This is a genomic window from Sphingomonas sp. DG1-23 (genome assembly GCF_030730875.1).
GTDB lineage: Bacteria > Pseudomonadota > Alphaproteobacteria > Sphingomonadales > Sphingomonadaceae > Sphingomonas.
Genome location: NZ_JAVAMA010000006.1, coordinates 278,110 through 296,844 on the forward strand (window position 1 = coordinate 278,110; position 18,735 = coordinate 296,844).

General features: G+C 66.6%; 17 protein-coding genes. 10 read left to right on the forward strand and 7 right to left on the reverse strand.

From position 1 onward, the window contains the following. Nucleotides 1-13: 13 nt before the first annotated feature. The 3 genes from Q9Q95_RS12230 (at nucleotide 14) to Q9Q95_RS12240 (ending at nucleotide 4,171) form a co-directional block, all read left to right on the forward strand. The gene (locus tag Q9Q95_RS12230) at nucleotides 14-1,366 is read left to right on the forward strand and encodes a Gfo/Idh/MocA family protein (RefSeq protein WP_306097406.1); all 1,353 of its coding nucleotides are present in this window, start codon (nucleotides 14-16) and stop codon (nucleotides 1,364-1,366) included. Nucleotides 1,367-1,448: 82 nt separating this feature from the next. Continuing rightward, complete coding sequence (locus Q9Q95_RS12235) at nucleotides 1,449-2,477, forward strand: oxidoreductase (RefSeq protein ID WP_306097407.1); 1,029 nt, start codon at nucleotides 1,449-1,451, stop codon at nucleotides 2,475-2,477. Nucleotides 2,478-2,569: 92 nt separating this feature from the next. After that, nucleotides 2,570-4,171, forward strand: a complete 1,602-nt coding sequence (locus Q9Q95_RS12240; RefSeq protein ID WP_306097408.1) for a response regulator — start codon at nucleotides 2,570-2,572, stop codon at nucleotides 4,169-4,171. Here the strand turns inward: Q9Q95_RS12240 and Q9Q95_RS12245 are convergent. From Q9Q95_RS12245 to Q9Q95_RS12255, 3 genes are all read right to left on the reverse strand, one after another. Further along, on the reverse strand, nucleotides 4,168-6,216 hold the full coding sequence (locus Q9Q95_RS12245; RefSeq protein ID WP_306097409.1) for an NAD(+) synthase: 2,049 nt from the start codon (nucleotides 6,214-6,216) through the stop codon (nucleotides 4,168-4,170). The two genes, Q9Q95_RS12240 and Q9Q95_RS12245, sit on opposite strands and share 4 nt — an antisense overlap. Beyond that, nucleotides 6,216-6,719, reverse strand: a complete 504-nt coding sequence (locus Q9Q95_RS12250) for a CinA family protein (protein WP_306097410.1) — start codon at nucleotides 6,717-6,719, stop codon at nucleotides 6,216-6,218. Before Q9Q95_RS12250 ends, Q9Q95_RS12245 begins: the two co-directional genes overlap by 1 nt. A gap of 90 nt (nucleotides 6,720-6,809) precedes the next feature. Further along, nucleotides 6,810-7,463 carry a murein L,D-transpeptidase catalytic domain family protein gene (locus Q9Q95_RS12255; RefSeq protein ID WP_371876750.1) on the reverse strand — a complete coding sequence of 218 codons (654 nt, stop codon included), beginning with the start codon at nucleotides 7,461-7,463 and terminating at the stop codon, nucleotides 6,810-6,812. 307 nt (nucleotides 7,464-7,770) lie between these two features. On the opposite strand from Q9Q95_RS12255, the gene Q9Q95_RS12260 reads away from it, so the two are divergent. Genes Q9Q95_RS12260 through mtnA form a run of 5 tightly spaced genes read left to right on the forward strand, consistent with a single transcriptional unit; the run spans nucleotide 7,771 to nucleotide 11,438 of the window. Further along, entirely contained in the window at nucleotides 7,771-8,544 is a 774-nt protein-coding gene (locus Q9Q95_RS12260; RefSeq protein WP_306097412.1) for a L,D-transpeptidase family protein, read from the forward strand. Nucleotides 8,545-8,594: 50 nt separating this feature from the next. Continuing rightward, nucleotides 8,595-9,227: a methylthioribulose 1-phosphate dehydratase gene (gene mtnB / locus Q9Q95_RS12265; protein WP_306097413.1), complete on the forward strand. Its 633-nt coding sequence runs from the start codon at nucleotides 8,595-8,597 to the stop codon at nucleotides 9,225-9,227. Next, nucleotides 9,224-9,763: an acireductone dioxygenase gene (locus Q9Q95_RS12270; protein ID WP_306097414.1), complete on the forward strand. Its 540-nt coding sequence runs from the start codon at nucleotides 9,224-9,226 to the stop codon at nucleotides 9,761-9,763. Before mtnB ends, Q9Q95_RS12270 begins: the two co-directional genes overlap by 4 nt. 2 nt (nucleotides 9,764-9,765) lie before the next feature. Further along, on the forward strand, nucleotides 9,766-10,398 hold the full coding sequence (gene mtnC, locus Q9Q95_RS12275) for an acireductone synthase (RefSeq protein WP_371876746.1): 633 nt from the start codon (nucleotides 9,766-9,768) through the stop codon (nucleotides 10,396-10,398). Beyond that, entirely contained in the window at nucleotides 10,395-11,438 is a 1,044-nt protein-coding gene (gene mtnA / locus Q9Q95_RS12280; protein ID WP_306097415.1) for an S-methyl-5-thioribose-1-phosphate isomerase, read from the forward strand. Before mtnC ends, mtnA begins: the two co-directional genes overlap by 4 nt. Here mtnA and Q9Q95_RS12285 read toward each other — a convergent pair. Both Q9Q95_RS12285 and Q9Q95_RS12290 read right to left on the reverse strand, forming a co-directional pair. Next, nucleotides 11,435-12,106, reverse strand: coding sequence for a hypothetical protein (locus Q9Q95_RS12285; protein WP_306097416.1), 672 nt, complete (start codon nucleotides 12,104-12,106; stop codon nucleotides 11,435-11,437). The genes mtnA and Q9Q95_RS12285 overlap by 4 nt on opposite strands. 79 nt (nucleotides 12,107-12,185) lie before the next feature. Beyond that, nucleotides 12,186-13,340, reverse strand: a complete 1,155-nt coding sequence (locus Q9Q95_RS12290; RefSeq protein WP_306097417.1) for an aminotransferase — start codon at nucleotides 13,338-13,340, stop codon at nucleotides 12,186-12,188. An 84-nt stretch (nucleotides 13,341-13,424) separates the two neighbouring features. On the opposite strand from Q9Q95_RS12290, the gene Q9Q95_RS12295 reads away from it, so the two are divergent. Next, on the forward strand, nucleotides 13,425-13,667 hold the full coding sequence (locus Q9Q95_RS12295) for a hypothetical protein (RefSeq protein WP_306097418.1): 243 nt from the start codon (nucleotides 13,425-13,427) through the stop codon (nucleotides 13,665-13,667). 258 nt (nucleotides 13,668-13,925) lie between these two features. Next, nucleotides 13,926-14,954, forward strand: a complete 1,029-nt coding sequence (locus tag Q9Q95_RS12300; protein WP_306097419.1) for an aspartate-semialdehyde dehydrogenase — start codon at nucleotides 13,926-13,928, stop codon at nucleotides 14,952-14,954. Nucleotides 14,955-15,110: 156 nt separating this feature from the next. On the opposite strand, the gene Q9Q95_RS12305 is transcribed toward Q9Q95_RS12300, so the two are convergent. Together Q9Q95_RS12305 and Q9Q95_RS12310 are read right to left on the reverse strand one after the other, a co-directional pair. Continuing rightward, entirely contained in the window at nucleotides 15,111-16,895 is a 1,785-nt protein-coding gene (locus Q9Q95_RS12305; protein ID WP_306097420.1) for a cache domain-containing protein, read from the reverse strand. Nucleotides 16,896-16,990: 95 nt separating this feature from the next. Further along, the coding region (locus Q9Q95_RS12310; RefSeq protein ID WP_371876747.1) for a DHA2 family efflux MFS transporter permease subunit at nucleotides 16,991-18,735 on the reverse strand (1,745 nt) is incomplete at its 5' end.

The following is an 18,735-nucleotide window of genomic DNA, read 5'->3' on the forward strand; positions in this document are numbered from 1 at the left end:
AGGGAGACCGAGCATGCATTTGTCCAGACGCGGCATCCTCAAAACCAGCGCGGCGCTCGCCGCTCCGACGATCGTCCCCGCCAGCGTGTTCGGCCAGAACGCCCCGTCGAACCGCGTCGTGATCGGCGCGATCGGCGTGGGGCGCATCTCGCGCGGCCACGACATGAAGGAGATCCACAAGCACAAGGACGCCCAGATCGTCGCGGTGTGCGACGTCGACACCGTCCGTCTCGGCGCAGGCAAGGAATTGGTCGATGCCCGATACACCGCCAGCACCGGCAAGCCCTATTCGGGCACGCGGATGTACCATGAGTATCAGGAGCTGCTGGCCAACAAGGACATCGACGCCGTCCTGATCTCGACCCCCGATCATCAGCACGCGCCCCAGGCGGTCCACGCGGTGCGCGCGGGCAAGCACGTCTATCTCCAGAAGCCAGCCGCACTGACCATTTCCGAAGGCCGGAGGATGGCCGATGCCGTGAAAGCGAGCGGGCGCATCGTCCAGATCGGCTCGCAGCAGCGCGCGCAGGAGCCGTGGCCGCAATTCCATCGCGCCTGCGAGCTGGTGCGCAATGGCCGCATCGGCAAGCTCCGCCATGTCGAGGTCGGGCTGCCGGGCGATCCCTCCGGCCCCGAGGCGCCGCCGATGCCGGTGCCGAGCAACCTCAATTACGACGCATGGCTCGGCACCACGCCCGAAGTGCCCTACACCGAGATCGGGGTGCACCCGCAGAACTCGTTCGAGGACCGTCCCGGCTGGCTGCGCATCGAGCAATATGGCGCGGGGATGATCACCGGCTGGGGCTCGCACCATATCGACACCGCCCATTGGGGCATGGACATGGAGCATTCGGGCCCGGTCGAGATCTGGGGCAAGGCCGAATTCCCGAAGAGCGGCCTGTGGAACGTCCATGGCGCCTTCGAGACTCATGCGCTCTATGCCAATGGCGTGACGATGAAGGTGTCGGGGGCGCTTCCGAATGGCGTGAAGTTCATCGGCGACAAAGGCTGGATCTTCGTCACGCGCAGCGGCGCGGTCACTGCCAGTGATCCCGGCGGTCCGCAGATCGACCCGCTCCAGGCGAGCGACCCCAAGATCCTGACCAGCGTGATCGGTCCGAACGAAGTCCATCTGCTCAAGGTCCCCGAGCAGCATCGCAACTGGCTCGATGCGATCCTCACCGGAGTACCGGTCAGTGCGCCGGCGGAAGTCGGCCACCGCGCATGCTCGACTTGCCTGCTTCACTGGACCGCGATGAAGACCGGACGGCGGCTCAAATGGGATCCCAAGGCCGAACGCTTCCTCGGCGACGACGAGGCGAATGCGATGCTCAGCCGGCCGCAACGGGCGAAATACGCGATCTAGCGTTCCGTCCGGGGGCGGCTTCGGTTTGGAAAGTCCGCTTGCAGCGCATAGAGCGGCGCCCGGACCGACCAAGGAGTTTCGCATGATCCGCACTGGACTGATCGGCTACGGCCTCGGCGGTATGGCATTCCACGCCCCGTTGATCGACGCGGTCCCCGAGCTCGAGCTCGCGGCGATCGTCACGTCGCGCGTCGGGCCGGTGCAGGAGCGTTATCCGCAGGCACAGGTGGTGTCCGACGTCGCGACGTTGCTCGCCGACCCGGGCATCGGGCTGGTAGTGGTCTCGACGCCGAACGACACGCATTTCCCGCTGGCCAGGGCGGCGCTGGAGGCAGGCAAGCACGTCGTGATCGACAAGCCGTTCGCCAACGCCGTGGCCGAAGCCGAGTCGCTGATCGGCTTGGCCGAAGCGCGCGGTACGCTGCTCAGCGTGTTCCACAACCGCCGCTGGGATGGCGATTTTCTCACGCTGCGCAATCTGATTGATCAGGGAAAGCTCGGGGAGATAACGCTCTATGAGGCGCGCTGGGACCGCTTCCGGCCCGGATTGCGCGACAGCTGGCACGAGACCGCAGGCCCCGGTGGTGGCAATCTGATCGATCTCGGCCCGCATCTGATCGACCAGGCGCTCACTTTGTTCGGCGATCCCGAGAAGGTGGCCGGGGACATCATCGCCCAGCGCGAGGGCTCGCTGGTCGACGATTATTTCGAACTCACGCTGCATTATGGCGGGATGCGCGCGATCCTCTCCTCGGCGTCGATCGTCCCCGCGCCGCGGCCGCGCTTCGCCGTGCACGGCACGCAGGCGAGCTTCGTCAAGTACGGGATCGATCCGCAGGAAGCCCGGCTGCGCGCCGGCGGCCGTGCCGACGATCCCGGCCACGGCGTCGAGGACCCGGCGCACTATGGCGTGCTGGTCTCGAGCGACGGGTCGAAACAGCCAGTCCCGTCCGAACGCGGCGACTATCGCCGCTTCTATGCGGGCGTTGCACAGGCGATCGAGACGCAGGCGCCGCCACCGGTGCCGCCGGTCGATGCGCTTGCCGGGCTCCGCATCATCGAGCTTGCCCGGCAGAGCGCGGCGGAGGGCCGAACCTTACCGTTCCGATAGGATCGGGCTCGGGCATTTCCCTTAGGTGGGCGGGCGTTGCGATGGGTTTATACCAAGTCGTTTCCGCGTCGCGTTCGCAATAGGGATCTTGCATGCTGAGCCTATTGGCCGGGTTGTCCAACGGCACCTATACGCCGCATGGGGCTTCCATGGCCTGGCGCGATGACCTGCTATGGTCGCATGTCGCCGCCGACGCGATTCTCGCGCTGGCCTATCTTTCCATCTCGCTGGGTCTCGCGGTGCTGATCCGGCGCCGCCGCGATTTCGCTTTTGGCTGGATGTTCCGGTGCTTCGCGCTGTTTCTGATGGCAGGTGGGCTCGTCCATCTGATGAGCATCGTGACTTTGTGGCACCCTTTCTATGGCTTGGAAGCGATAATTAAGGCGTTGACCGCCGCCGCATCGATCGCCACGGCGATTGCGCTCTGGCCTCTCGTCTCAAAGGTGATTTCGATGCCCTCGCGTGCGCAGCTCACGTCCGCAAATGCGGAACTGGAAGCTATGGTAAAGGAGCGCGACGCCGCACTCGACGAGCTTCGCGAGCAGATGGCGCACCGGCGCGATCTCGAGGCGGCCTTGCTCCAGTCGCAAAAGCTCGAGGCGATCGGACAATTGACCGGGGGTATCGCGCACGATTTCAACAATCTGTTGCAGGCGGTCGCCGGCAATCTCGAACTGATCGCGCGCAAGCCCGACGACATAGACCGGGTGGTCGGCTGGAGCGCGAGCGCACTCAATGCCGTGGAGCGCGGACGGCTGCTTACCGGCCAGCTCCTTGCCTTTTCGAGCAAGCAGCACGTGGATCTGCATTCGGTGCGGCTCGTCGAACTGATCGGGGGAGTGAAGGATCTGATCGAGCGCGCCGTGGCGCCACTCGGCCAGGTGCGGGTCGAGCGGATCGATCCCGGCCTCAACGTGGAGGTGGACGCGCTCCAGCTCGAGCTGGCGCTGCTGAACCTCGCGTTCAACGCGCGGGATGCGATGCCCGAAGGCGGCATTTTGACGATCTCCGCCGAGCAGCGCAGCGGCGAAGTGTCGCCCGAGCTGGCAGCGGGCGATTATGTCGCGCTCACTTTGTCGGACACCGGCGGCGGCATGTCGCCGGAAGTGCGCGCGCGCGCGGCGGAGCCGTTCTTCACCACCAAGGCGCCGGGGAAGGGCACCGGCATGGGACTGTCGATGGCCCTTGGCGTGGCGCGTCGATCGGGCGGATCGCTGGCGATCGAAAGCGAAGAGGGGCGGGGAACCGCGATCACGCTGTTCTTGCGCATCGCCGCCGGTCAGCCGCGACGAATCGTCGGGGACGATGCCCGATCCGATGCGCGGATCGACCTTTCCGGCTGCACCATCGCGCTCGTCGACGACGATGCGCAGGTCCGCGGCTCGCTGGCGGACACGCTGACCTCGGCGGGCGCGACCGTGCGCGAGGCGGCCGACGGCACCGCCGGGGTCGAACTTGTAAATAGCACCCGGCCCGATCTGCTGGTGGTCGATTTCGCGATGCCGGGGATGACCGGCGCCGACGTCGTCGTGCAGGTGCGCGAGGCGCATCCCAACCTGCCGGTCGTGCTCGTCACCGGCTTTGCCGACACCGCGAAACTCAATGCCGTTTCCGACGCGAGCGTCGCGGTGCTGTGGAAGCCCTTCGAAGCGCAGGAATTGCTGCGCAAGGTGGCCGGGCTGCTCCGTCGCTAGGGCAAAGCGCGGCGCAGCTCCTCGATCCACGTCGTCGCGACGCTGTCCGAAGGCGCGCGCCAGTCGCCGCGCGGGCTGAGTGCGCCGCCGGCCGAGACCTTTGGGCCGTTGGGCAGCGCCGAACGCTTGAACTGGCTGGTCTGGAAAAAGCGGAACAGGAAGGTCTCGAGCCATTTGGCGATGGTTTCGAGATCATATTCGTTGCGCCCGGCCTCGAAGCCGATCGGCCAAAGCCCGGCTTCGCGGTCGCGCCAGGCGTGCCAGGCGAGGAAGGCGATCTTCGAGGGGCGGAGGCCGTGGCGGACGACGTAGTGGAGGAAGAAATCGTGGAGCTCATAGGGCCCGATGCGGTCCTGCGTGCTCTGCATCTTGCCTTCCGCGTCGGCAGGGACGAGCTCGGGCGAGATCTCGGTATTTAATATCTCGTCCAGCGTGGCGGCCGCCGCGCCTTCGAATTGGCCGGTCTGCAGGGTCCAGCGGATCAGATACTGGATCAGCGTCTTGGGCACCCCCGCATTGACTCCATAATGGCTCATCTGGTCGCCGACGCCGTAGGTGCACCAGCCAAGCGCGAGTTCGGAGAGGTCGCCGGTGCCGACGACGAAGCCCTGCCGCTGGTTGGCGAGCCGGAAGAGATAATCGGTGCGCAAGCCCGCCTGGACGTTCTCGAAGGTCACGTCATAGACCGGCTGTCCCTCCGCGAAAGGATGGCCGAGATCGGCGAGCATCTGCCTCGCGGTGGGGCGGATGTCGATCTCCTCGCCGGTCACGCCCAGCGCGCGCATCAGCGCCCAGGCGTTGGATTTGGTCGCCTCACCGGTCGCGAAGCCCGGCATGGTGAAACCGAGTATCTCCGAACGCGGCCGACCCAGCCGGTCCATCGCCTTGCACGCGACGATCAGCGCGTGAGTCGAATCGAGCCCGCCCGACACGCCGATGACGAGATGCTTGCTGCCGGTCGATTCGAGCCGCTTGCGGAGTCCTTCCACCTGGATGTTGAATGCTTCGTAGCAATCCTCTTCGAGCCGCGACGGCGTGTTGGGCACGAAGGGAAAGCGACGCAACGGGCGGATGAGGCCGCGATCGGCCATGTCCGTCTGATGCTCGAACGGGATGCGGCGGAAGCGCATCTCTGGATGGTCGGCGTAGCGCGTGCTGTCGTTGAAGGTGCCGTCGCGCATCCGCTCGAGCCGCAGCCGCTCGAGATCGAGATCGGCATGGACGATCCCGGTGCTGAGCTCGAACCGCTCGGAGCGCGCGAGCAACTCGCCGAACTCGTAGATCAGACCTTGGCCGTCCCAGGCGAGATCGGTGGTGCTCTCGCCGGGCCCCGAGGCGGAGTAAAGATAGGCCGCGATCGCGCGGGAGGATTGCGATGCGCAGAGCAACTCGCGCTCGCGCCCCTTGCCGATCACGATGTTCGAGGCCGACAGGTTGCACAGCACCAGCGCACCAGCGAGCGCGCCGTTGGTCGAGGGCGGTGTGGGCGCCCAATAATCCTCGCAGATCTCGATATGGAAGACGAAGTCCTCAAGATCGGACGCCGCAAAGATCAGATCGGCGCCGAAGGGCACGGTCTGCCCCGCGACGGTGATGTCGAGCTCCGCGAGACCGAGCCCCGAGGCGAACCAGCGTTTCTCGTAATATTCGCGGTAATTGGGCAGGAACTGCTTGGGCACCACGCCAAGAATGCGGCCGCGCGCGATCGCCACCGCGCAATTGTACAGTCGGCCGTTGCGGCGGAGCGCCGCGCCGATCAGCAGCACCGGCTTCAGCCTGGCGCTCGCCTCGACGATCGCCGCCACGCCGGCCCCGGTCGCGTCGAGGATCGCATCCTGCAGATGCAGGTCGTCGATCGCATAGGTAGTGACATTCAGTTCGGGGAAGACGAGCAGATCGGCGCCCTCGGCATCACCCTTCTGCGCCAGCTCGATCGTCGCGGCGGCATTGGCGGCGGGATCGCCGACCACCACCGAGGGCGTGCACACCCCGGCGCGGATCATCCCCTGGCGGTGGAGCGAGAAAAACGGGTGGGGCTTCGCCATCACAGCGCCTCCGATAACATTTCGAGCGCGACGCGCAGGCAGTGGATCCGGACCGGCCCACGGCCGATATCGCCGAAATGCTCCTCGCGGTGCACGGTAGGACGGCCGTCGCGCGCGCTGGCGAAATGGACCAGCCCGGCCTCGTCGCCGGGCGCGCCCGCTCCGGCGAACCCGGTCACCGCCAGCGCGACCTGGGCCTTGCTGAAGCGTAGCGCGCCCTCCGCCATCCGGCGCGCGACGGCTTCGCTGACCGCGCCTTCGGCTTCGATCAGTTCGAGAGGCACGCCGAGCATCTCGGCCTTGGCTTCCTTGGTATAGACGACGAAGCCGCGCTCAAAGGCGTGGCTGGCGCCTTCGACGTCGGTGAGCAGCGAAGCGAGCAGCCCGCCGGTGCAGCTTTCGGCAGTGGCGATCGCCAGGTTTCTGTCGCAGGCGCGTTCGAGCAACTTGCGCGCGGCGGCGTCGACCTCGTCGGGGAGGACCGGCGAAAGCGTTTCGGTCATGCAATGGTCCTAGTCCGGGGCATGGGGAAATGCCAACCCGGCGCGGCGCGGAAGGTTGCTTCCGGGGGACCTGCACCGCCGAACGCGGTGTTACACCTTGGCGGAATAGATCATCCGGCCGGGACCGAGGCGTTCGAAAACCTTGGCGAGTTCGTTCTCGCCGACGGCGAAACAGCCTTGGCTGCGGCCCAGCTTGCCGTGCTTCGCGACCATGTCGCTGTTCGAATACCAGGCCGAATGGACCACGATCGCGCGATCGAAAGCGTTGTTGTTGGTCGGATCGAGCCCGAGCAGACGCTGCGAATCGCCGTGCTTGCCGATATAATAATCGGCGGTGAGGAACGCGCCCTCGCTGGTCGCTTCCGAATTGATCGCGTTCGAGAAGCTGTGAAGCAGCCCGGTATGCTCGGGATCCGAGCCGATGCCGTGCGCGACGAGATAGCTCTGCACTTCGCCGCTGCCCAGATTCACGATGTGGAAGCGCGGGCGATACGACGGCGTCGCGAAGTCGGCGATGGCGATGCGATCGTGCGAAGGCACGCGGATCGAATGCCGGTCGAGCGCGGCGACCGCGCGCTTGAATAATTCGGGACGGATGTTGCCGGGAGCCGTACGCGTCGCCTTCGCCACGCGCGGCGCGGCCGGGATCGGCACGGGCGCGGGCACCGGAACGATCGGTGCGGGCGCGCTCGCCAGCTTCAAGGTCCGCGTCGCGCAGGCGGAAACCGCCGCGCCGCTGGCCATCACAAACGCCGATCTGATCAGCGTGCGGCGCGTCTGCACCGAATCGAGAGTGTCCGTCACTGGTTACCCGCTACCCGCTATTATGCTCGATCTTCATACCAAGCTTAGCTTTCATATGGGGTGAACGTCCGGGCGATTCCTCGCAACTCACCGCAATCGCGACCCATTTCACCGAGTTGCGCCGTCAATCGGGAACAAAATCTTTCCGGACGCGCGCTGCGACGGACCGATTCGCCGTCGTCACCAAAATGGGTTAACAAAGTTTAACAATAAGCGGGCTGGGCTCCCGCGGTATGAGGAAATTGCGATGATTCCTGGCGTGCGCGCGCTGGTGGCGATGGCGGCATGGGCGCTGGTTGCGGCTATGCCGGCCAGCGCCGATCCGCGCGCGGCGGCGAACCGGCCTGCGATCCCGCAGCTCAAGCCCGGCAAGTCGATCTGGTTCGAGACGCCCGAGATGGTGAAGGCGAGCACGAGTGCGAATGCGCCGGTGCGGGTGGTCGTCGCGATCCGGCAGCAACAGGCTTTGGTCTATCGCGGCGATCGGCTGGCCGGAGTCACGACGGTCTCGACCGGCTCGCCGGGCTTTGAGACGCCGCTGGGCGAATTCACCATTCTCGAGAAGAAGGTGTTTCATCGCTCCAATCTCTACAGCAACGCGCCGATGCCCTATATGCAGCGGCTCACCTGGGGCGGCGTTGCGCTCCATGCCGGCGTGCTGCCGGGCTATCCCGCCTCGCACGGCTGCATCCGCCTTCCCAAGGCATTTGCCCGCCAGCTCTTCGATCTGACCGCGATGGGCGGGACCGTCCTGGTGGTCGATGATATCGCCGACGCACCGCTCTATCTGCCGCTCGAGCCAGTGCTGATGGCGGATACGCGCAGCTTGCGCACCTCGGTCACCAGCTACACGCCGCCGGCGCCCCTGCTCGCGGCCGAGACGCACAATCTGGGCGGGGGCGCCTGGGAGGTGCTGACGATGGGCGGCGATTCGCCTGCCGGCCAGTCGCGCCCGCGACCGGTCTCGTGGACCACCGGGGCCGAAGCGGCCGCGCCGCGGGCGGCACGCGGCTCGCGCTGAAGCGGCAAAACCTTCTGCAATCCGTCATAGTCGTGCGCTAGACGGACGGCATGAGCGGAATCCCCTTTGCCGAGGCCGTGCCGGCGCTGATCGAAATCGGGCGGCGGCTCGATGCGCGCGGCTGGGCGCCGGCGACGTCGGGCAATTACTCGGCGCGACTCGACGAGGGCAGTTTCGCGATCACCGTCTCGGGAACCCATAAGGGGCGATTGAACCCCGGCGGCATTATGCGCATCGATGCGAAGGGGCAGGCGCTGACCCCGGGCAAGCCCTCCGCTGAGACCGCACTGCATCTGGCGCTCTACCGGATGTTTCCGGGCGCCGGGGCGGTGCTGCACGGCCATTCGCCGCAAGCGGTGGGGCTCAGCCGCGCCGCGCGCGAGGCGGGCGAATGGGTGTTTCGCGGGCACGAGATGCTCAAGGCGTTCCCCGGCGTGGCCTCGCACGAAGGCGAGATACGGCTGCCGATGGTCGACAACAGCCAGGACATGGCCGAGATCGAGGCGGCGGTGCGGCCCGCACTGACCGCGCCGGGCGCGGCACCGGCCTATCTGATCCGCAGCCACGGCCTTTATGCATGGGGCAAAGATCTCGACGAAGCCGAACGCGTGCTCGAGGCGACCGAGTGGCTGATCGCCGCCGAACTCGCCGAGCAGAATTTCAGAAGGGCATTGGCGCGATGACGCAGCTCAGCACTTACACGCTCGAGGGGGACCGCGTGCGCGCGACCGAGGATCCGGTGCGGATCGCGGAAGAGTTGGCGGCGATCGGCGTGCGTTTCGAACAATGGCCAACGCGGGCGCTGCCGGCAGATGCCGATCAGCAGGCGGTGCTCGATGCGTTCGCGCCCGAAATAGAGCGGCTCAAGGCCGAGAATGGCTATCGTTCGGTCGATGTGATCCGGATGACGCAGGACCATCCCGAGCGCGAGGCCCTCCGGACCAAATTTCTCGCCGAGCATCGCCATTCGGAGGACGAGGTGCGGTTCTTCGTCGAGGGTGAAGGACTGTTCACGCTGCGCAGCGACGACGGCGTCCACGCGGTGCTCTGCCAAACCGGCGACCTGATCTCGGTGCCTGCGGGAATGCGGCACTGGTTCGATATGGGGCCCAGCCCGCGTTTCACGGCGATCCGGCTGTTCGTCGACCCGGCGGGTTGGGTGGCGAACTTCACCGGCGACGCGATCGCCGATCGCTTTCCGCGGCACCAGCCGGCGTGAGAATGGTGGGCGAGCCTCAGGCCATTCTGCTCGACATCGAAGGGACGACGAGCAGCATCGCCTTCGTCGCGGAGGTGCTGTTTCCCTATGCCCGGGCGCATCTGCGCGATTTCGTCGCCACGCATGGCGAGGCGGTCGCGCCGATCCTCGCCGAAGTCCCCGGCGACGATCCGGTTGCGACTCTGCTCGAATGGAGCGACGAGGACCGCAAGACGACGCCGCTCAAGACGCTGCAGGGAATGATCTGGGCGCAGGGCTATGCCGATGGGACGCTCAAGGGTCATGTCTATCCCGATACGCCCAAAGCGCTCCGACGCTGGCGGGGGGCGGGGATCCCGGTGCACATCTATTCCTCGGGTTCGGTCGCGGCGCAGAAATTGCTGTTCCGAAATTCGGTGGCAGGCGACCTCACGCCTTTGCTTTCGGGCTATTTCGACACGACCAGCGGGCCGAAGCGCGAGGCCGATTCCTATGTGCGGATCGCCGGGGCGCTGGGGCTGCCAACTGCGGCGATGCTGTTCGTCTCCGACGTGCAGGCGGAAGTCGATGCCGCGCGCGCGGCCGGGATGCAGGCGCTGCTGATAGCGCGCGAGGGCGGCGGTGAGGTGCGCAGCTTCGCCGAAGTGCTCGCATGATCCTCGAAGGCACCCATCATCGTTCGATCTCGCCGACGCCCGACGGCAAGGGCGTGCGTATCCTCGACCAGCGCCTGCTGCCGTGGGAGGTGCGCTGGGTCGAGCTGCGGAGCGCCGAGGCCGCGGCAGTGGCGATCCGTGAGATGTGGACCCGGGGCGCGCCGATGATCGGGGCGACCGCGGCCTATGGCTTCGCGATGGCGCTGGCCATGGACCCGGACGATGCGAGCCTCGCGCGCAGTCATGACATGCTGCTCGCGACGCGGCCGACTGCGGTCAATCTGCGCTGGGCGCTCGACCAGGTGCGTGCGGCGGTGGCGGAATTGCCCCAGGGCGAGCGTGCCGAGGCGGCGTTCGCGCGCGCCGACGCCTTATGCGACGAGGATGCCGGACTGTGTCGCGCGATCGGCGAGCAGGGCCTGGCGCTGCTTTGGAAATTGCATGCGGCGAATCCCGATCGCCCGCTCAACATCCTCACCCATTGCAATGCCGGCTGGTTGGCGACGGTCGATTACGGCACCGCGACCGCGCCGATCTATCTCGCGCACGATGCCGGCATTCCGGTCCATGTCTGGGTCGACGAGACCCGGCCGCGCAACCAGGGCGCGCTGCTCACTGCGTTCGAGCTCGCCAATCACGGCGTGCCCCACACGGTGATCGCCGACAATGCCGGCGGATTGCTGATGATGCAGGGCAAGGTCGACGCTGTGATCGTCGGCACCGATCGCGTGACTGCGAACGGCGATGTCTGCAACAAGATCGGCACCTATCTGAAAGCGCTGGCCGCGGCCGACAATGGCGTGCCTTTCTATGTCGCGCTGCCGTATACGACCTTCGACCCCGCGACGCCGACCGGCGCCGATGTGCCGATCGAGGAGCGCGCACCCGAGGAACTGACGCGGCTGACCGGGCCGGCCGCAGGCGGTATCGCGACCGTCAAGGTCACCGATTCGCCTGCTGCCAACCCGGCCTTCGACGTCACGCCTGCCCGGCTGGTGACCGGGTACATCACCGAGCGCGGGGTGCTCGACCGGGTCTAGTTGTTCCTGGTCTCGACGGTCGTTGTCGTCGTGGTGCGTGGCGCCGTGCTGGTCGCCGGTTTGCGGGTGCGCTTCACGACGGTCTTCTTGCGCGAATAGGAGCGCGCGGCCGGGGCACTCGTCGTCGTGGTGATCGTCGTGCTCGATTCCTTGGCGGCGGCAGCTTCGGCCGCGGCCAGCGTGGCGGCCTGTTGCGCGGCCTGCGCCTGCTGGCTCGCAGCGGCAGCCTGGGTCTGGGCCTGCGCCGCCGCGGTCTCGGCAGCGGCGCGCTGCTCGCGCTCGGCAGCGGCTTCCTGCGCCGCGGCGCTCGCCGCAGCCTCGGCCGCGAGGCGCTGCTCGCGTTCGTTCGACGCCTGCGCGGTCTTGTTGCGCTCGGCTTCCTCGAGCGCCTGATCGGCGAGGCCCGAAGCGCGGCGCGCCTCATTGATCGTCGAATCGCGATGGTCGCGCGCCAGCTGATCGCGCGCCACGCGCAGCGATTCCTGCGCCCGCGCCATGGATTCGGAGGCATAGGTCGACGCACCGGCCTTCTCGGCCGCATCGACCTTGGCGGTGGCCTCAGCGACGGCGGTGCGGGCGCGGTCGATCCGACTCTGCGCCAATGTCGGGGTGGCTGCCAGCAGCGCCGCGATGCCGGCGCCCTGCATGATCATCTTGATGTTTCGCATTTTGCAACTCCTCGTTGCCCCGGCCGGCGAACGGGCGCGGGTGGCAAGGGTTGCTCCGACGACGACGAACCGGTGCTGGCTACCGACCAAGCGTGTCGCGGGCTGCGGCGATGCGTGCAATCGCTGCGTCGAGCGTCGCGTCTTCCTTGACGAAGCAGAAGCGGACGACGTGGGTCACCGCCGCCTCGGCATAGAAAGCCGATACCGGGATCGCGACCACGCCTGCGTCGATCAGCCGACCGCAAAAGCTGACGTCGTCGAGATCGATTCCCGACGCGGCGAGGTCGACCGAGAGGAAATAGGTCGCCGCGCTCGGCAGCACCGCCAGCCCGGCCGAAGCGAGGCCGGCGGCGAGCCGATCGCGGCCATGCTGGAAGCGATGACGCGCTTCCTGCACCCACCAGTCCTGCGTCGCGAGGCCCTCGGCCACCGCCCATTGCAGATTGGGCGGGGTGGTGAAGGTGAGGAACTGATGGGCGCGGGCGAGCACGCGGGCGAGCGGCGGCGCGGCGCACATCCAGCCGACCTTGAAACCGGTCAGCGCGAAGACCTTGCCTGCGCTGCCGATCTTGACCGTGCGTGCGCGCATGCCGGGGAAGCCGATCAGCGGCAGATGGCGCGCGCCGTCGAAGGTGACGTGCTCCCAGACCTCGTCGCACACCGCGACGAGATCGTGCGCGACGCAGAATGCCGCCACTGCGGCCAACTCCTCGGCGCTGCACATCGTCGCGGCGGGATTGAGCGGATTGTTGAGCACCAGCACGCGCGTCCGCGGCGTAACCGCCGCTTCGAGCGCTGCGGCGTCGATCCGCCAATGCGGCGGTTCGAGCCGGACGAAGCGCGGCACGCCGCCGGCCTGGCGGACCAAAGGCACATACGCGTCGTAGAGCGGCTGGAAGAGCAGGACCTCGTCGCCGGGCTCGATCAATGCGAACAGTGTCGCGGCGAGCGCTTCTGTGGCGCCCGAAGTGACGATCACTTCTTCTGACGCGAGGTCGAGCCCCTGATGGCGAGCATAATGGTCGGCGACAGCATGGCGCAGCTCGGGCAACCCCGCCATCGGCGGATATTGGTTCGATTTCTCGAGCATGGCGCGCGCCGCGGCTTCGAGGACCGCTTCGGGGCCGCGCCCGTCGGCAAAACCTTGGCCGAGGTTGATCGCGCCGGTCTCGCGCGCCCGCGCCGACATCGCCTCGAAGATCGTCGTGCCCATCTGCGCATAAAGCGGGTTCATGCCCGGCTTGTGACGGCTTGCAACCAACCACGCAACCGCCGCATTAGCAGGTCGTTGAAGCATGGCGCATCAGTAAGGAAGACCATGAGCAAGAAGCCGCCCGTACCCGCCGAGAACCAGTCTCCCTATCCGATCGAGGAGCCGCCGCACGATCATAGCCAGGACAATGAGACCTTGGCGGTGGTGCGCGAAATCGCTGCGGCGAAGCAGCGCCGCGCCGGCCCGAACGCGCGCCAGCTCGGCATCGGTGCCGCAGTCGGCATCGGTTCGGCGGCGATCGTCGCGGGGCTGCTGTTCTGGCGCGGCAACCGCAAGGACGGCAAATAATTCCAGCGTCGGCGGGAGTCACCCGCCGACATATTTTTTCGCGAAACGACCTCGCCACGCAGCTTTCGTTCTGTTAGGGCGCGCGACATGCTTCGAAAACCGCGAACTACCCCGCGAATTAACAAACGCGCCTGAACCACAGGCGCGCGCGAAGCATCGCTTTGCTTCGAAGCAACGGGAATGCGCTGGCATTCCGAACCATTCACCACCAATGAACCGTCGTCGCCTCAGTGCGGCGATCCTGATGGAAGGACGAATATGGGCTACCGGGTCGTGGTCGCTGGCGCCACCGGCAATGTCGGACGCGAAATGCTGAACATCCTCGCCGAGCGGGAATTCCCGATCGACGAGCTCGCCGTGCTCGCCTCCGCGCGCAGTCAGGGCGACGAGATCGATTTCGGCGAGACCGGCAAGAAGTATAAAGTCCAGAACATCGAGCATTTCGATCCCGCCGGCTGGGACATGGCGCTGTTCGCGATCGGCTCGGACGGTTCGAAGCTGCACGCGCCGCGCTTCGCCGCCGCGGGCTGCACGGTGATCGACAATGCGTCGCTCTACCGGATGGACCCGGACGTGCCGTTGATCGTCCCCGAAGTGAATCCCGAGGCGATCGACGGCTACAAGAAGCGCAACATCATCGCGAACCCGAACTGCTCGACCGCCCAGATGGTGGTGGCGCTGAAGCCGCTCCACGATGTCGCGAAGATCAAGCGCGTCGTCGTCGCGACCTATCAGTCGGTCTCGGGCGCGGGCAAAGCGGGGATGGACGAATTGTTCGAGCAGAGCCGCAACATCTTCGTCGGCGATCAGGCCGAGCCGAAGAAGTTCACCAAGCAGATCGCGTTCAACGTCATCCCGCACATCGACAGCTTCCTCGAGGACGGTTCGACCAAGGAAGAGTGGAAGATGGTGGTCGAGACCAAGAAGATCCTCGATCCGCGGATCAAGGTGACCGCGACCTGCGTGCGCGTGCCCGTGTTCGTCGGCCATTCGGAGGCGATCAACCTCGAATTCGAGGACGAGATCTCGGCGGCCAAGGCCAAGGCCATCCTGCGCGAGGCGCCGGGCGTCATGCTCGTCGACAAGCATGAGGATGGCGGATACGTCACGCCGATCGAATGCGTCGGCGAATATGCGACCTATGTCAGTCGGGTGCGCGAGGATTCGACCGTCGACAACGGGTTGAGCCTGTGGTGCGTCAGCGACAATCTCCGCAAGGGCGCGGCGCTCAATGCGGTCCAGATCGCCGAGCTGCTCGGCCGGCGGCATCTGAAGAAGGCGGCCTGAAGGCGAATTTCCCCTCCCTGCAAGAGAGGGGTTAGGGGTGAGTAGGAAAGGCCGGGGCTCGATGTCCCGGCCTTTTCCTTTTTGGGGCTAGCGTGAGAGGGCTCGCCTTCGGCTCGCACCCATCCCCGGCCCCTCCCTTACAAGGAGGGGAGAAGACTATTGCGCCGTCGTCGGTCCGGCGACTTCGAACACGTCCCGACGCGCGGGTCGCGTATCCTGCACGCGGAAGGCGCGGGCGTGCTCGGCGAGGCGATCGACCTGATCCGACAGGTTGCGCGCGGCGGCCGAGGTCTCCTCGACCATCGCGGCGTTCTGCTGGGTCGAGCGGTCCATCGCGCCGATCGCGGTGCTGATCTCGCCGATCGCCGTCGACTGCGCCGAATTGTCGCTCGCGATAGTGGCGAGCAGGCCGTGGACTTCGCCGACCGTGCCGACGATCTCGGACAGAGCCGAATCGACCTTGCCGACCGCGTCGACCGCCGAAACGATGTCGGTCTGGGTGGCGGTGAGCTGATCGCGGGCCCGGGCGGCCTCTTCCTCGGAGCGCATCGCGAGCGCCGACACCAGATCGGCGACGACTGCAAAGCCGCGGCCCGCTTCGCCTGCGCGCCCGGCCTCGACCGCGGCGTTCATCGCGAGAACCCGCGTCTGGAAAGCGATCTTGTCGAGACCCTCGATCACGCTGTCGATGCCCTTTGCGCCCTCGGCGACCCGGCTCATCGCCTGCACCGCTTCATCGGCGACGGCCCGCCCGCCCGAGACGATCGTGATCGCCCCGTCGGCACGCTCGACGGTACGGCTCGCGGCAGAGGCTGTCTCGCCGACGCGGCCGTTCATCTGGGTGACCGCGGCGGCGGTCTGTTCGAGGCTCGCGGCCGAGCTTTCGGTGCGACGGGCGAGGTCTTCGGAAGCGGTGGCGATCTCGGTCGAACCGCTGCGGATCGCGTCGGTGCTCTCGAGCACCGTGCCGACCAGCTGCGAGAGATTGCCGAGCGCTTCGTTGAAGTTGGTGCGCAGCTCGGCATAGCTGGCAGGGAAACGCGCATCGAGCGTCGCGCCGAGATCGCCCTGCGAGACGCGGCGAAGCGACTCGTTGAGCACCGTCATCGCGGTCTGGCGCTCGGCGTCGGCGGCGCGGCTGCTCGCCTCGATCTGCTGGCGCGCGACCGCGGCGTCACGGAAGCTGACCAGCGCCTCGGCCATGCGGCCGATCTCGTCGCGGCGCTCGCGACCGGGGATTTCGGTCTTTGTCGCGCCCTTGGCGAGGTCCTGCATCGCAGCGTTCATGGTGCCGAGCGGGCGGAACATCGCGCGGCTCATCGCGAAGATCGCCGCGGCGATGACTAGGGTGACGAGAAGCATGCCGATCGCCATCGACCAGCGCAGCGACGAGACCGCGGCGAGCGCCTCGTCCTTGGGAATGCCGACATAGAGGACGCCGACGACCTTGCCGTCCTTGTCCTTGATCGGATCATAGGCCGTGAAGAAGGCGCGGCCGAGGATGTCGGCGTCGCCGCGAAAGGGCTTGCCGTCACGCAGCACGGCGTCGTGCGCCGCGCCTGCGGCGAGATTGGTACCCACCGCGCGGCTGCCGTCGGGTTTGGTGACGTTGGTGGTGATGCGCTTGTCGCCGCGGAAGATCGTGGCGGTGCCGCCGACCAAAGTCTTCACCAGATCGACCGGCTGGGTCCAGTCGTTGAGCTTCTTGTCGCCGACATAGAGCGCGTCGCCATCGGCGCGGAATTCGGCGCCGTCGCGGCGCAACACGTCCCATGCGACGCGCATGTTGGTCTCCTGCCGCTCGGCCGCCTGGCGCTCGGCGTCCACCATGATCGAGCGATCGGCGATGACGAAGACGGTCAGCGCCAATACCAGCAGCGCGGCGATGGTGAGCGCGGTCGTCTTGGTGGCGAGCGGCAGCGCATTGAACCTGGCGAGCATTCAAATCCTCGAGGGAAGCAGGCGCCGGAAGCGACGCGGGGTTTGCTTCCTTTATAGAGGATTGCGCGGCGCGAGGGGCCGATCGGCGGGCGAGTTCAGTGCCCCGCCGCCGCTGGATCGGGCTTTTCGATCGGTCGGCCTTTGGGGCGGCGCAGGAACAGGACCAAGGGCACCGACAGTGCCGTCACGATCGCCATGCCCCAGAAATCGTTGAGATAGCCGATCATCATCGCTTGGCGATTGATCTCGGCATTGGCCATTGCATAAGCGGTCTCGCCGACTCCGCCCAAGGCCTGCAGGAAATTGGGATCGAGACCGTCGAGCGCCTGCGCCGAGACGTGCGGCGCCAGCGCGGCATGGCTGGTCTGGATGCTGCGCGCGAGCACCGTGGTCACCAACGAGATGCCCACCGACGCGCCGATGTTGCGTGTCAGGTTCATCAGGCTCGACCCTTCGGTGCGATATTGCGGGGGCAAAGTGGCGAAGGCCATGCCCTGGAGCGGCATGAAGATCATCCCCAGGCCCAGCCCCTGGACGAAGCCAGAGATGACGATCGGCGTGGAATCCATTTCGAGCGACCAGTGCGTCATCTGCCATAGCGAGCCCGCGGCAATGAGGAAGCCGGTGCCGACCAGCCAGCGCGGGTCGACCCCGCGCTGCACCAGTTGCGCCGAGATCGCCATGGTCAGCACCACGCCGACGCCGCGCGGCATCAGCAGCACCCCGGTGTCGAACACCGAATGGCCGTAGAGCGACTGGAGCATCGGCGGGAGCAGCGCCATCGTCGCCATCATCACCACGCCGATCACCAGCATGAACAGCACCGCGGTGACGAGGTTGCGGTTCTTCCACAGGTCGCGCTCGAACATCGGATTCTTGGCAGTGAACATGTGTACCGTGAACATCCAGAAGGCGATGATCGCGATCAGCATCTCGATCCACACTTCGGTCGACTGGAACCAGTCCTCGGTCTGGCCGCGATCGAGCATCAGCTGGAGCCCGGCGATGCCGAGCGAGAGCATCGAGAAACCGAAAATGTCGAACTGGCGCTTGCGGACGGGGCGCGACGGCAGCAGCCACCACAGGATCGCGATGCAGATCACGCCGAGCGGCAGATTGACGTAGAACACCCAGCGCCAGTTGAAATTGTCGGTCAGCCAGCCGCCGATCACCGGGCCCATGATCGGCCCGACCATGATCCCCATACCCCAGATCGACATCGCCTTGGCCTGCCGTTCGGGCGGGTTGATGTCGAGCATGACGGTCTGGCTCAACGGGTTCATGAAGGCGGCGGAGACGCCCTGGAGCAAGCGGAACAAGACCATCTGCTCGAGATTCTGTGCGAGGCCGCACAGTGCCGAGGCGATGATGAAGCCGACGGTCGAGATCAGGAACAGATTGCGCGAGCCGATCCGGTCGGAAAGCCAGCCGGTGATCGGGATCGCGATCGCCGAGGCGACGATATAGCTGGTCAGCACCCAGGTGACCGTATCGGCGGTCGCGCCGAGCGAGGTCTGCATATGGGGAAGGGCGACATTGGCGATCGTCGTGTCGAGAATCTGCATGATCGTCGCCAGCATCACGCCGAAGGTGAGCAGACCGCGATTGGTCACGGGAAGCGCAGCGACGCCCGGCTGCGGTGCGGACGGCGCCGCGGCGGGCTGGGCGGGGCGGGCAGTGGCCATGGGTTCGTCTCTTTTACACGTCGTGCCGGCTTTTGCCCGGACGACGACGGGGCGTTTTCTCTGGTTCCGCGGATCGAGCTCGACGTCCGACGACAGGCCGGCGGTCTGTGCGCGCGGGCCCTTTTTCTCGGTCGCGAGGCGCGCTGGCACGCGCT

What these genes read in the sequence shown, in the direction of transcription:
- Q9Q95_RS12230 (WP_306097406.1), top strand. Translation starts at nt 14, where the DNA reads ATGCATTTGTCCAGACGCGGCATCCTCAAAACCAGCGCGGCGCTCGCC.
- Q9Q95_RS12235 (WP_306097407.1), top strand. Translation starts at nt 1,449, where the DNA reads ATGATCCGCACTGGACTGATCGGCTACGGCCTCGGCGGTATGGCATTC.
- Q9Q95_RS12240 (WP_306097408.1), top strand. Translation starts at nt 2,570, where the DNA reads ATGCTGAGCCTATTGGCCGGGTTGTCCAACGGCACCTATACGCCGCAT.
- Q9Q95_RS12245 (WP_306097409.1), bottom strand. Translation starts at nt 6,216, where the DNA reads ATGGCGAAGCCCCACCCGTTTTTCTCGCTCCACCGCCAGGGGATGATC.
- Q9Q95_RS12250 (WP_306097410.1), bottom strand. Translation starts at nt 6,719, where the DNA reads ATGACCGAAACGCTTTCGCCGGTCCTCCCCGACGAGGTCGACGCCGCC.
- Q9Q95_RS12255 (WP_371876750.1), bottom strand. Translation starts at nt 7,463, where the DNA reads ATGGCCAGCGGCGCGGCGGTTTCCGCCTGCGCGACGCGGACCTTGAAG.
- Q9Q95_RS12260 (WP_306097412.1), top strand. Translation starts at nt 7,771, where the DNA reads ATGATTCCTGGCGTGCGCGCGCTGGTGGCGATGGCGGCATGGGCGCTG.
- mtnB (WP_306097413.1), top strand. Translation starts at nt 8,595, where the DNA reads ATGAGCGGAATCCCCTTTGCCGAGGCCGTGCCGGCGCTGATCGAAATC.
- Q9Q95_RS12270 (WP_306097414.1), top strand. Translation starts at nt 9,224, where the DNA reads ATGACGCAGCTCAGCACTTACACGCTCGAGGGGGACCGCGTGCGCGCG.
- mtnC (WP_371876746.1), top strand. Translation starts at nt 9,766, where the DNA reads ATGGTGGGCGAGCCTCAGGCCATTCTGCTCGACATCGAAGGGACGACG.
- mtnA (WP_306097415.1), top strand. Translation starts at nt 10,395, where the DNA reads ATGATCCTCGAAGGCACCCATCATCGTTCGATCTCGCCGACGCCCGAC.
- Q9Q95_RS12285 (WP_306097416.1), bottom strand. Translation starts at nt 12,106, where the DNA reads ATGCGAAACATCAAGATGATCATGCAGGGCGCCGGCATCGCGGCGCTG.
- Q9Q95_RS12290 (WP_306097417.1), bottom strand. Translation starts at nt 13,340, where the DNA reads ATGAACCCGCTTTATGCGCAGATGGGCACGACGATCTTCGAGGCGATG.
- Q9Q95_RS12295 (WP_306097418.1), top strand. Translation starts at nt 13,425, where the DNA reads ATGAGCAAGAAGCCGCCCGTACCCGCCGAGAACCAGTCTCCCTATCCG.
- Q9Q95_RS12300 (WP_306097419.1), top strand. Translation starts at nt 13,926, where the DNA reads ATGGGCTACCGGGTCGTGGTCGCTGGCGCCACCGGCAATGTCGGACGC.
- Q9Q95_RS12305 (WP_306097420.1), bottom strand. Translation starts at nt 16,895, where the DNA reads ATGCTCGCCAGGTTCAATGCGCTGCCGCTCGCCACCAAGACGACCGCG.